The sequence below is a fragment of the Robinsoniella sp. KNHs210 genome (assembly GCF_000686105.1).
In the GTDB taxonomy this organism is placed as follows: Bacteria; Bacillota; Clostridia; order Lachnospirales; family Lachnospiraceae; genus Robinsoniella; species Robinsoniella peoriensis.
On sequence record NZ_JMLZ01000002.1, the window covers coordinates 5,378,425 to 5,392,148 of the forward strand.

General features: G+C 42.9%; 10 protein-coding genes. All 10 read left to right on the forward strand.

What is annotated here, in order from left to right:
- The 10 genes from CD03_RS0129885 to CD03_RS0129930 all read left to right on the forward strand — a co-directional run bounded on the left by CD03_RS0129885 (position 1) and on the right by CD03_RS0129930 (position 13,499).
- Entirely contained in the window at positions 1-3,141 is a 3,141-nt protein-coding gene (locus tag CD03_RS0129885) for a hypothetical protein (RefSeq protein WP_027296754.1), read from the forward strand.
- A 283-nt stretch (positions 3,142-3,424) separates the two neighbouring features.
- Positions 3,425-4,414: a rod shape-determining protein gene (locus tag CD03_RS0129890; RefSeq protein WP_027296755.1), complete on the forward strand. Its 990-nt coding sequence runs from the start codon at positions 3,425-3,427 to the stop codon at positions 4,412-4,414.
- Positions 4,415-4,544: 130 nt separating this feature from the next.
- A complete protein-coding gene (recD2, locus tag CD03_RS0129895; RefSeq protein WP_027296756.1) occupies positions 4,545-6,782 on the forward strand; it encodes an SF1B family DNA helicase RecD2 in 2,238 nt (745 codons plus the stop codon).
- Positions 6,783-6,840: 58 nt separating this feature from the next.
- Positions 6,841-7,560 carry a ComF family protein gene (locus CD03_RS0129900; RefSeq protein WP_027296757.1) on the forward strand — a complete coding sequence of 240 codons (720 nt, stop codon included), beginning with the start codon at positions 6,841-6,843 and terminating at the stop codon, positions 7,558-7,560.
- A 71-nt stretch (positions 7,561-7,631) separates the two neighbouring features.
- Positions 7,632-8,108 carry a hypothetical protein gene (locus CD03_RS35285; protein ID WP_044289761.1) on the forward strand — a complete coding sequence of 159 codons (477 nt, stop codon included), beginning with the start codon at positions 7,632-7,634 and terminating at the stop codon, positions 8,106-8,108.
- Positions 8,086-9,117 (forward strand): hypothetical protein, encoded by a 1,032-nt coding sequence (locus CD03_RS35290; protein ID WP_052378047.1) that lies wholly within the window; start codon positions 8,086-8,088, stop codon positions 9,115-9,117. The genes CD03_RS35285 and CD03_RS35290 overlap by 23 nt, the downstream gene beginning before the upstream one ends.
- 44 nt (positions 9,118-9,161) lie before the next feature.
- On the forward strand, positions 9,162-10,025 hold the full coding sequence (gene cdaA / locus CD03_RS0129915) for a diadenylate cyclase CdaA (RefSeq protein ID WP_044289762.1): 864 nt from the start codon (positions 9,162-9,164) through the stop codon (positions 10,023-10,025).
- Complete coding sequence (locus CD03_RS0129920) at positions 10,003-11,328, forward strand: CdaR family protein (RefSeq protein WP_027296759.1); 1,326 nt, start codon at positions 10,003-10,005, stop codon at positions 11,326-11,328. The genes cdaA and CD03_RS0129920 overlap by 23 nt, the downstream gene beginning before the upstream one ends.
- 2 nt (positions 11,329-11,330) lie before the next feature.
- Complete coding sequence (locus tag CD03_RS0129925; RefSeq protein ID WP_027296760.1) at positions 11,331-11,594, forward strand: HPr family phosphocarrier protein; 264 nt, start codon at positions 11,331-11,333, stop codon at positions 11,592-11,594.
- 150 nt (positions 11,595-11,744) lie between these two features.
- Positions 11,745-13,499: an IS1182 family transposase gene (locus CD03_RS0129930; RefSeq protein ID WP_027296761.1), complete on the forward strand. Its 1,755-nt coding sequence runs from the start codon at positions 11,745-11,747 to the stop codon at positions 13,497-13,499.
- The last annotated feature ends 225 nt before the right edge of the window (positions 13,500-13,724 follow it).

Consider the following 13,724-nt stretch of genomic DNA (forward strand, 5'->3'; position numbering starts at 1 on the left):
ATGCTGTATAAAAAAACAGGGGAATTATCAAAAGAAACATTTCAGAATCCGTCTTCCGAATACCGGGGGGCGCCATTTTGGGCATGGAATTGCAAAATGGACAAAGAAAAAGTTGACCATACCTTAGAAGAGTTACAGAAAATGGGCATGGGAGGCGGTCACATTCATTGCAGGACAGGGATGGCAAATGAATATCTGGGCGAAGAATTTATGGATCTGGTGCGCTATACAGATGAGGAAGCGAAAAAGAGAGGAATGCTGGCGTGGCTTTACGATGAAGACCGCTGGCCATCCGGAGCAGGCGGAGGGCTTGTGACCAGAGAAGAAAAGTACCGTATCCGGTTCCTGGTTTTTAGTCCCGTCCCGCTGGAAGACAAGAATGAGAAATCCAATCAGCTATCTTCCAGCGGACAGGCGGTACGCAGCAACAACCGCAGACTCCTGGCACGTTATCAGGTAAAAATAGAGAATGGTTTTCTAAATGATTACCAGATGCTTAAAGAGAATGAAGAAATCCGTTCCGGTTACCAGCCCTGGTATGCATATCTGGAAATATCGGGTGATAATCCATGGTTTAATAATCAGGCGTATCTGAACACACTGGATAAAGCGGCTGTGAAGCGGTTTGTAGAAGTGACACATGAGAAATATTATGAGAAACTGGGAGATGAGTTCGGTAAATCCATCCCGGGAATATTTACGGATGAACCCCAGTTTTCCCATAAGACAAGGCTGGCATTTGCAAAGGAAAGAAAAGAGGTTACCATACCATTTACGGATGATCTGGAAGATACCTATAGGGATGTATACGGACACAGTCTTTTAGCAGGGCTTCCCGAATTGTTCTGGGAGCTGGGAGAAGGAAAGTTTTCAAAGATCCGCTATAACTACCACGACCACATTTGTGAACGTTTTACAGATGCATTTGCAGATACCATTGGCGACTGGTGTAAAGCACATGATATTCTGCTTACCGGACATATGATGGAAGAGCCTACGCTGGAATCCCAGACAGCGGCACTGGGAGAAGCAATGCGATCCTACCGCTCTTTTACACTGCCCGGAATTGATATGCTCTGTGACAGAAGAGAATTGTCCACCGCAAAGCAGGCAGAAAGCGCAGCAAGGCAGTACGGAAGACCTGGTGTCATCAGCGAACTTTACGGGGTGACTAACTGGGATTTTGATTTCCGGGGACATAAGCTTCAGGGTGACTGGCAGGCTGCGCTGGGAGTAACTGTCCGGGTGCCCCATCTTACCTGGACATCAATGGCGGGAGAGGCGAAGAGGGACTATCCGGCTGCCATCGGCTACCAGTCCCCATGGTATGAAGAGTATAATTATGTAGAAGATTATTTTGCAAGATTAAATACGGCCCTTACCAGAGGAAAACCTTCCGTAAAAGTAGGTGTCATCCATCCCATTGAATCTTACTGGCTCTATTGGGGAACGGAAGAACATACGGGAGGCATCCGCCGGGAAATGGATGAAAATTTCAAGAATCTGATTGAATGGATGCTCTATGGCCTGGTAGATTTTGATTTCCTTGCAGAGTCTCTGTTGCCGGAACTGACAAATGAGATACAGGTGAAGGGTAAGAAGCTTAAGGTAGGAGAGATGGAATACGAGACGGTTCTGGTTCCGGGATGTGTAACCATCAGACGTTCTACCCTGGAGATCCTGAAACAATTTAAGGCACAGGGAGGAAAGGTTATTTTCATGGGAGAGGCTGCGCAGATGGTTCAGGTAGAACCAAGTAATGAGGTTAAAGAACTGGCACGACAATGCCTCTGTATTCCCTATAACCGTAATTCCCTGCTTGGGGCATTAGAAGAAGAACGGGAACTGGATATCCGAAATGAAGATGGAAACCGGACGGGGAACATCATCTACCAGCTCCGTAATGAAGGAGAAGAACGCTGGCTGTTCCTGGCACATGTGATGCCTATGCCTAACAGTGATATTCCGGCAGAGGAAAAACTTTCTATACGCATTCGGGGAAATTATAGGATAACCCGCTACGATGCCCTTACCGGGGAGATTCACCAGGTGGATACAGTGCTGGAAAATGGTTATACGGTACTGGAAAGAAGCATGTTTGAACATGACAGTCTTCTTCTGCATTTAAAAGCAGTAAACTGCGGCAAGAATTTATGTGATGCAGAGAATCGGAAGGAAGAGGCACTAAAAGACTGCAGCAGGGAGAAACAGATTCAGCTTCCGGAAGAAGTACCGGTAACCTTAAGTGAGCCAAATGTATACCTTCTGGATATGGCGCAGTACCGGTTTGATGAAGAGGATTGGCAGGAAAAAGAAGAAATTCTGAGAATTGATAATCTGTTCCGGGAAAAATTAGCATATCCCCTTCGCATGGAAGCCTTTGCCCAGCCGTGGCTCAATCAGGAAGAGGAACCTTATGAACATAAATTAAGTCTTCGTTTTAGCATATATTCTGAAATTGAATTACCGAAGGTAAGTCTGGCACTGGAAAATGGGGAAGACACCCTTGTCTTTTTCAACGGTGAGCAGATGGCCGGAAAAAGAACCGGATGGTATACGGACAGGGAAATCGATGTGATAGAGCTGTCACAGCTTAGAAAGGGTGAAAATGTACTGATTACAGAAATCCCCTACAACTCTAAAAGGAATGTAGAAGCAATGTATCTTCTGGGAGATTTTGGCGTCAGGGCACAGGGCAGCAGTGCAGTGGTCATAAGTCCGGTGACATCCCTTTATTTCGGAGATATAACAAGACAGGGACTGCCATTCTATGGAGGAAATGTTACCTATCATATCACCGTAAATACGGAAGAAGCGTTCCTGGCACTGGAAGCCACCATGTTCCGCAACCCGGTATTAAAGGCAGCAATAGACGGAAAAGAAGCAGGATATATCTGTTATTCGCCTTATCGTCTGGAACTTGGGAAAGCAGATGCCGGAATCCATAGAATAGATCTGACGGCATTTGGGAACCGGGTGAACACATTCGGTACCATACACAATTGTAACCGCACAGAAGACTGGATCGGACCGAATGCCTGGAGAACAGAAGGAAGCAGCTGGGCATATGAATATCAGCTGCGGGAGACCGGACTTTTAAAGGCACCGGTATTAACAAAAAGAAACGTAATAATTAAATAGCACAAAAAGAAAATCCTCAGCAACGCACGCTGAGGATTTTCTAAAGGAAAGAGAAAAAATTAAAAATATTTTGAGGGAGTACTTCGCAGCGTGTGGGGGCTGCGAAGTGTGAGTTATGAAATATATTAGCTTGTTTGCTAATATAAACATAGTATAAAACATAAATGTGTTCAAACTATGTTCTAATTATAAAGAAAATGTTAATTTACTAAAAAATGCTTTTCATTTTTGTAATAATTGTATATAATAAAAGGCACAACAGTTTTTGGAAAGGGGTAGTAAGATGGCGTCGTCAGATATCGGTATCGATTTGGGTACGGCCAGTATCCTTGTGTATGTCAGGGGAAAGGGCGTCGTATTAAAAGAACCTTCAGTGGTGGCTTTTGACAGAGACACAAATAAGATTAAAGCAATCGGGGAAGAAGCAAGAGTACTGCTTGGCAGATCTCCGGGTAATATAGTAGCGATCCGTCCGCTTCGTAAAGGAGTAATATCCGATTATACTGTTACGGAGCAGATGTTAAAATATTTTATACAAAAGGCAATCGGCAAATTGTCATTTCGCAAGCCAAGGATCAGCATCAGTGTTCCAAGCAGCGTTACGGAAGTTGAGAAGAAGGCAGTGGAAGATGCTACATATCTGGCAGGAGCCAGAGAAGTGCAGATTATAGATGAGCCTATAGCGGCAGCAATCGGTGCGGGCATTGATGTATCAAGACCCTGCGGGAATATGATTGTGGATATCGGGGGAGGCACCTGCGATGTTGCAGTTATTTCATTGAATGGAATAGTGGTAAGTACTTCCATCAAAGTGGCAGGAGATGATTTTGATGAGGCGATTATCCGCTACGTAAGGAAAAAGCACAACCTGCTTATTGGAGAACGAACGGCAGAAGATATTAAAATTCATGTAGGAACGGCAATTGAGCGTCCTCAGCAAAAGGTGATGGAAGTGAAAGGAAGGGATCTGGTAACCAGCCTTCCGAAAACAGTGAAGATTACTTCAGAAGAAGTGAGGGAAGCGCTGAAAGAAGCAACCACACAGATTGTGGATGCAGTCAGAAATGTACTGGAGAAGACCCCTCCGGAGATGGCGGCTGATGTGGTAGACAGAGGAATTGTGCTTACCGGAGGAGGCGCGCTGCTGGATGGACTGGAAGAATTAATAGAAGAAAAAACAGGCATTAACACCATGACTGCAGAGGAACCCATGACTGCAGTAGTTGTTGGTACTGGAAGATATATAGAGTTGATATCTGCAGAGAAAAATTAGAAAATGAGGCTGTGGTTTAGGTTTGCCGGACAAGCAGAGTGATCTGACGCCGTGAAACTTAAGCGACAGCCTCAGAGCGTGTCTGTAAATAACACGGGTGCGTGCAGACAGCAGCCACAGGAGAAGTTGAATGGAAAGAATTGAAGGTTATGTAGATCATATTGTATTTCGGAACAGCGATAATGGATATACGGTGATGTCTGTTGTCAGTAAAGGGGATGAAGTTACCTGCGTTGGCATGCTTCAGTATATAGGAGACGGTGAATTAATCGAAGCCCAGGGGCATTATACAGAGCATGCTACCTATGGCCGCCAGTTCCAGATAGAAAGTTATGAGATTAAGGCGCCGGAAGATGCCATGGCGATAGAACGGTATCTGGGCTCCGGTGCAATTAAGGGAATCGGCGTGGCGCTGGCAGCCAGGATTGTGCGCCGTTTTAAAGATGATACATTTCGGATTATTGAAGAAGAACCGGAACGTCTGGCAGAAATTAAGGGGATCAGTGAAAAAAAAGCCAGAGAGATTTCAGCTCAGGTTGAAGAAAAACGGGATATGCGTAAAGCGATGATTTTTTTACAGAAATACGGTATTTCCACTTCCCTTGGAGTGAAGATTTATAAAGAATATGGACAGAACCTCTATCAGATCATCCAGGAAAACCCATATAAAATGGCGGATGATATTGATGGGGTGGGATTCCGCATCGCAGACGAGATTGCGTCTAAGGTTGGTATACATACTGATTCTGATTTTCGGATTAAGAGCGGAATTCTTTATAGTCTGCTGCAGGCATCCCAGGAAGGACATGTGTATCTGCCCAGAGAAATCCTGTTTCAGAGGGCAGGAGAACTCCTTGGCATTGCGCCGGATCTGATGGATAAACATCTGATGGACATGGCTGTCGACCGTAAAGTCATTTTGAAGGAAGAAGCAGGTAAAGTGCTGGTATACAGCGCATCCTATTATTATCTGGAACTCAATACGGCAAAAATGCTTCACGATCTGAATATTTCCAGCGTTGTTTCTGAGGAAAAGATCCTTTCCCGGATCAGTACCATTGAAAAGGAAAATGAAACCGAGCTGGACGAAATGCAGAAGTCTGCAGTCACAGAAGCAGTCAGAAACGGACTTCTGATTATCACAGGAGGTCCGGGTACCGGTAAGACAACGACGATTAATGCCCTGATTGATTATTTTGAAACAGAAGGATTAATGATATCCCTGGCGGCTCCCACAGGAAGAGCTGCGAAACGTATGACGGAAGCTACCGGTTACGAGGCTCAGACCATACACCGGCTTTTGGAGTTATCCGGAGCGATGGAGGAAATGGCAGGCAGGGTACAGTTTGAGCGGAATGCCCAGAATCCCCTGGAGGCAGACGTCATCATCATTGATGAAATGTCCATGGTAGATATACATTTGATATATGCTCTTTTAAGCGCCATAACTGTGGGAACCAGGCTGATTCTGGTTGGTGACGTGAACCAGCTGCCGTCGGTGGGACCTGGAAGCGTTCTAAAGGATGTGATAGATTCCGGTTGTTTCCCGGTAGTGCGCCTTACGAAAATATTCCGCCAGGCAAGTGAAAGCGATATTGTAGTCAATGCCCATAAGATTAATCAGGGAGAAAAAGTGGTACTGGATAACAAAAGTATGGACTTTTTCTTTTTGCAGCGCAATGATGCAAATGTTATCATAAGCGTGGTTTTGACATTGATACAGAAAAAGCTTCCAAAATTTGTAGATGCCTCTATGTTTGACATTCAGGTTATGACACCCATGCGCAAGGGACTGCTTGGGGTAGATCGTTTAAACGGCATACTGCAGCAGTATCTGAACCCGCCGGAGAAAAGCAAGAATGAGCGGGAACATGGGGACGGTCTGTTCCGGGAAGGGGACAAGGTCATGCAGATTAAAAATAATTACCAGATTCAGTGGGAAAAACGCGGAAGATACGGAATTCCCATTGAAAAGGGTGATGGTGTTTTTAACGGTGATATGGGGATTGTCCGCGAGATTAACACTTTTTCAGAACTGCTAACCGTAGAATATGATGAATGCAGGTTTGTAGAGTACTCATTTAAACAACTGGATGAACTGGAGCTTGCTTATGCGATTACCATCCATAAAGCCCAGGGCAGCGAATATCCCGCTGTAGTCATCCCGCTGCTAAATGGCCCCAGAATGCTGATGAACCGTAACCTGCTCTATACGGCAGTAACCAGAGCGAGAAAATGCGTAACGCTGGTAGGAAGCCCAAATACGTTTTATCAGATGGTAGAAAATGAATTTGAACAGAAACGTTATACGACACTTCAGGAGCGGATCAAAGAATTAAACGATCTTAGGCAGGGAGAATTACAATAAAGATTCTGAAAAACTCTTTAATACTGAAAAACCCTTGGGAGAGAGTTTCAGGTAGAAAATGAATCAAATAAAAGAGCTGCTTCTTGGCATTTTATTTCCCAGGAGGTGTCCCCTCTGCGGAAAAATTGTAAAGCGGACAGAAGGAACGGCATGCAGAAAATGCCGGGAAAAAGTAAAACCCCTCAGTGAGCCTCTCTGCAAAAAGTGCGGAAAGCCAATTTTATGGGAAGAGTCAGAATATTGCTTTGACTGCACCCGGCACCCGCATACTTATGAGTGCGGAGGGGCAGTGTATCTTTATGAGAAAGAGATGAAGGAAGCTGTCCGTCAGTTAAAATACAATAATAAAAGAGAATACGCTGACTTTTTTGCTGAAGAAATCTATAAGCATCTGGGAACCCGGGTTCACAAATGGAATCCGGATGCTGTCATTGCGGTTCCCATGTATTGGAGGAAGCAGCAGAAGAGAGGATATAATCAGGGAGAAGTGCTTGCCCGGAAAACGGCGCACCTCCTTTCCGTTCCCTATCGGAAAAAGTTGGTGAAAAAGGTAATAAATACAGATTCCCAGAAGGATTTAAGCCGCAAAGAGCGAAAAAAGAATCTGAAAAATGCTTTTAAAATCAAACAGCCTGATGTAAAATTAAATGTGGTTCTGATCATTGATGATGTTTATACCACAGGCAGTACGGTGGATGCCGTTGCAAAAGTTCTGCGGGAGCATGGAGTTGGAAAGGTATATTATATCAGTCTGTGTATTGGAAAAGGAAGTTCCTGAACAATAAACTTTTCAATAGACTGTTTTTGTGCTATACTAAATAAAGTATAGCTATGTTTGAGGAGGCCTGTATGATTAATGAAAAACGCATAAAGCTCATGACAAGAATGGCCATTTTTGAGAGTAGAAATGAAGAGGAATTGTATAAAGTAAAGAATTATTTCCGCAGTGATTATATTGGTGTACATATGATTAAAAATGCAATCCGTATAACAATTGTTTTTTTACTGGGGTTATTGGCATGGGGCTGTTATAATATGGACAAACTGGTAAAAGAGATAACCAGTATGGACATTGGCGCACTGGTAATGCGGATTGTTGTTGTATATGTAGTGGTTTTGGTTGTTTATTCAATCATTACCTATATTATTTTTTCATTTCAATATATCAGGGCAAAGGAAGACCTTGAGTATTACCAGATACTGCTGGAAAAACTGGAAAAAGAATATGAACGTGAGGAAGCAGGCCTGCAATCTGCATCGGGTATCAACAGGGATCGAAGTAAAACACTGGGAGGAGACAGGCATGGGAACGTTACTGGAGTTTAAGGAAATTATAAAGAATTTCTATGGAAAGTATGATTCCTATCTGGTTTCCATTGGAAAGTTCTTAATAGCACTATGTGCGTTTATGATGATTAATATCAAACTGGGGCAGATGCATCTGCTGAATAATCCGGTCATTGTAATAATATTAGCATTAGTTTGTTCATTTTTGCCGTTAAATGCAATTGTTTTGTTTGGCGCGGCATTTATAATCGGGCATTTATATGCTCTGTCACTGGAAGCTTTTCTGATTGGCACCGGAATACTGGTGGTAATGCTGCTGCTTTACTTTGGGATTGCCCCCAAAGAGAGTCTGGCAATTATTCTGACACCAATTGCATGTGGGCTTAATATTCCCTGTGCGGTACCTTTGGTACTGGGGCTTGTCAGGACACCTTTTGCAGGAATCGGGATAGCATTTGGAACCATAGGATTTTATACCGTATCTGTTTTGGATGACAAGGCAAAAGGCGTATCGGCAACGGCGAAAGATGCTACCGAGGCCATGGTTCAGAAACTGACGGGCCTGTTGGACAGCATCTTAAAAAATCCGGAGATGATTATCGCCATTATAACGATGCTGGCAGTCATTGTTATGGTCTATGTAATTCGACGCATGGCGATTAAATATGCCTGGTCTGTTGCTATACTGGTAGGAACATTCATATTCCTGATCAGCACCCTGATGGGTGGAATGGTTATGGGGACTGGAAAAAATTTCCTGGCAGTCATTCTTGGCACAGCAGTATCGGCAGCTATAGGATTTTTATTAAAATTGTTTTTATTTGAAGTAGATTATAAGAGGACACAAAAGGTACAATTTGAAGATGATGATTATTACTATTTTGTGAAAGCCGTGCCGAAGACGATGGTAAAGCCAAGGCAAAAAGAGATACGGCATGAAGAGCCGGCGCGTAAATCAAGAAATGAGGGGAGCGGCGCTGCCAAGAGGCCGAATCGGGTTCGAAGAGGGGAACCGGGAAGGTCGGATTTGGATATTAAAGATTATTAATTAGAAGGGGCGTGAGAGCAGTGGAGGTTATAAAGAGATTTTTTATGGTAAATCTTTATAAGCTGACGGAGCCTATCTCCAATATTAACTACAGAGATGTGATCGAAATAATTATCCTGACATTTATCGTTTACCGACTTCTGGTATGGATAAAGGATACAAGGGCATGGACTTTGTTAAAGGGGATCCTGCTCCTGGGGCTGTTTGTTTTAATAGCCAATATTTTCGAACTGGATACCATAACATTTTTGATTAATAAAGGAATTGGTTTTGCATTTATGGCAGTAATGGTAATTTTTCAGCCGGAGCTTCGCAGGGCATTGGAAGAATTGGGAGAGAAAAAGATATTTACAACATTAACGCCATTTGATACAGCCAGAGATATCAGAGAACGTTTTAGTGATAAAACGGTAAATGAATTGGTGAAAGCAACAGTTGAGATGGCAAAGGTTAAGACGGGTGCATTAATTGTCATTGAAAATAATGTTACGCTGGCTGAGTATGAAAGAACCGGGATCGCTATTGATTCCATATTAACCAGCCAGTTACTGATTAATATATTTGAGCATAATACGCCGCTTCACGATGGGGCAGTGATTGTAAGGGGGAATCGGATTATTTCCGCTACCTGTTACCTGCCTTTATCGGATAACCTGGCGCTCAGCAAAGAACTTGGAACCAGACACAGAGCCGGTGTTGGAATCAGTGAGGAGACTGATTCATTGACAATTATTGTTTCAGAAGAGACGGGAAGCGTTTCACTTGCCAGCAAGGGCAAACTAATGCGGGATGTTGACGCAGCAGTATTGAGACAGCAATTAGTGATTCTTCAGGATAAATCCGTAGACACGAAAAAGTTCAGACTTTGGAAAGGAAAGGGTAAAAATGAAGAAAAGCTTGGTGAATAACTTTGGTCTAAAACTGATTTCCATTGTACTGGCATTTTTTATCTGGATGATCGTGGTTCAGGATAATGATCCGGAAAAAACGAAGCCATTTACCAATATACAGGTAGAAATGGAAAATCAGGAGAGTATGGAAAAGCTGGGTAAGGTCTATGAGGTTCTGAATAATACAGATACGGTTACCGTGTATGTTACAGGAAGAAATTCAGTGATAAAGGAACTGGACAACTCTGATTTCAGAGTAACGGCTGATCTTGAGAATCTTAATGACCTGGGGACCGTACCGTATGTAATAACCTGTAAGAACTCATCCATTAAAAAAGAAAATATAAAGGTAGAGCCGTCTTCCCTAAAGGTCAGAATTGAGCCCAAGGTAGAAAAATCATTTGCGGTAAAAGCTGTGACTACGGGAAACCCCAAAACAGGTTATGTTATCGGAAATGCAACCGTAAAGCAGGGGGATTCGATTATTGTAGCAGGACCACAGTCTTTGATTAATATTATCAGCCGTGTCGTAGTTGCAGTGGATGTTAACGGACTGAATGAAAGTAAAAGCCTGAAAGGTACACTCAAAATCATCGATAAAAATGATGAAGAGTTTGCTGAGACGAAAATGAAGAGTATGGAATGTAAGACATCCAGTGGTGTTCCAATCACAGAATTAGGATCTGTGGAGGTCTTTGCAGATCTGTGGAGGGTACAGCCCGATATCAAGCTGGATGTGAATGTAGTGGGTATGCCGGCAGTTGGTTATAAGAAGACAGATACTACGATAACACCGGAAACAATCAGCCTTGCAGGAACAGAAAGCGCTTTAAAGGAATTGAACGGTCATTTGCAATTGAATGAGGATGTTTCAGTAGAAGGGGCAACTTCTGATGTTACAAAGAAGATTGAGCTTCAGGATATGTTGGCGGAACAGCATGATTTGAAATTGGTGGAGACAGCAACGGATACCGTTACTGTAACGGTCGGGATTGAAAAAGCAGGAACAAAAACGGTGTATTTACCGGTGAACAGGCTAAATACGAAAAATATTCCGACAGATTTAAAGATAACACTGACGCCATCGGATAAGATTCCAATCATAATCACAACTACAACAGGTGAGCTAAATGAGTTTGATGCAGAAGATATTAAGGCGACACTGGATTTAAGCGATTATAAAACAGCTGGAACTTATAAAGTAACATTAAAAGTGGAACTGCCAGAAGGATATGTTTTGGCATCTGATGTAATAATTGTTGTGAATCTGGAGAAAAAAGAAGAAACTGCAATTACAGAAAAAAGTACGGTGGAGGAATAATTATGGTTAGTCAAAAGGTAACAGTGAAGAATGCGACGGGCCTTCATTTAAGGCCGGCAGGGGTACTTTGTAAAGAAGCGATGCAATTTAAGTCCTTAATCACATTTACAAAAGACAGCAGTACGGCAAATGCAAAAAGTGTATTAAGTGTGTTGGGTGCCTGTGTCAAATGCGGCGATGAAATTGAACTGGTTTGCGAAGGTGAAGATGAGAATGAAGCATTGGAAACACTTGTAAATGCCATAGAGAGCGGACTGGGAGAATAAGGAAAGGGGCTGTCGGGAAATAGATAGCCTAAAACAGGGGAGGATTTGGCCATCATCGGTCACATCCTCCCCTTGAACTATATCCTAAAAAAGAAAAAAAGATGGCTAACGACAACCATCTTTTCCTCCGTTCCATGTTATAATAGAACTATGCTTAAACAAGATTATTATAACGAATTTTTTGATTTAGGGCAACAGAAAATTAACTTCAGTTTCTTCGAATTGCATTTACCCGATGACGATCCAGTCTATACCCTAAAAAAAGTGATGGAGGAATTAGATTTTTCAGGCCTGCTTGCCTGTTGTTCAGATAAGGGAAGAACCGGGTACAATCCAATCATGATGTATGCTGTCGTTACCTACGCAAACATGCGCGGAGTGCGTTCTGTTGACCGTATTGTTGAATTATGCGAAAGGGACCTTGCTTTTATCTGGCTGACCAAAGGGCAGAAACCGAAGCGGGATGCTTTCTATGAATTCAAGAATAAAAAACTGACGGGTAATCTTCTGGATGAGCTGAATTACCAATTCATGCGCCGATTGAAAAAAGAGGGCCTGATCACGCTCAAAGAACTCTTTATTGATGGTACGAAGCTGGAAGCCAATGCAAACCGCTATACTTTTGTCTGGAGAGGGAGCATCAATTACCATCTTGCAGGTCTCTTGGATAAGATAGATGCACTTTATGAAAAGTACAATACACTTCTGCATGAAAATGAGTATGCAGCGAAATATGACCTTGGGGATGCAAAGATGTTCATCATCGAAGGCATGGAAAAAGTCAGACGTGTGATTGATGAAAACCGGAAACGAAAACTGACAAAGCATAAGAAGCTCTCAAACAATACAATCATCGAAATAGATAACTGCTCCCCTCTTGAGATTTTGAAGCTTCAGAAGAATCTGATGCAGATTACAGAAGGTGAGGGGATATCATTCGTCCACAGTAAGGGAAAAACGAAGTCCGAGCTTCAAAAACTGTATGAGGAACTGGAGGAATGCGGAAACCGCCTGATGGGATATAAAGAATGCTTTAAAATCATGGGGAAAGACCGCAACAGTTATTCCAAAACGGATCTGGAAGCAACGTTTATGCGGATGAAGGAAGACCACATGCTCAACGGTCAGTTAAAACCAGCTTACAACGTTCAGATCGCGGTGGAGAACTATTTCATCGTTCACGGATACGTGAGCAATGACCGTACAGATTATAACACCCTGATCCCGGTTTTGGAGAAGCATCAGAAAGCCTTTGGTAAAGTATTGGATGAAGTGACCGCAGACAGTGGATACTGCAGCGAGAAAAACCTCTTGTATCTGAAACACAATGGGATTGCCAGTTATATCAAACTCCAGGATCACGAAAAACGGAAAACCCGTGCCTATAAAGAAGATATCAGCAAATATTACAACATGACAACCCATATCTTTGAAGATGAGCGCTACTATATCTGTCATGACGGAAGAGAGCTTCGTCATATCCGGACAGAAAGTAAGGAGCAGGACGGGTATAGCCAGACATGGGAAGTCTATGGATGTGCAGATTGCAGGGGCTGTGAACATAAATCCCGTTGTCTGTATAAGTACAATGCGGAAAAAAACAGTGACCGAAATAAAGTCATGAAGATCAATGAGCAGTGGGAGGAACTGAAAGAAGCATCCAATGCCAACATCCAGAGCGAGAAGGGGATCCTGAAGCGCCAGATCCGTTCCATCCAGACCGAAGGGCACTTCGGGGACATCAAGGAAAACGAAAACTTCCGTCGGTTCAATTACCGCAATTCAGAAAAAGTGTATAAAGAATTCATGCTGTATGCAATTGGCCGGAATATAAATAAATATCATCGGTTTCTTTACCATGAAATCGAGAAATACGCAGGAAAATCTGATCAAAAGACAGCTTAGCTGACAGAGCGGAGCTGCAAATATGTAAAAGGGGATTTTGCGCCCTAAAATAGGAGAAGTAAAGAAAAACAAGCATATCCCGCAGAACGTCCTTTGCTGAAAAGCAAGGAAATCTGCGGGATATGCTTGTTTTGGTGTAGGGGCTTTAAAAATCAGTATTAACCGACAGCCCCTTTTTATATCAGTAATTTATTCAGGCAAAAAAGAAAAGCTGCAGGAGATGTT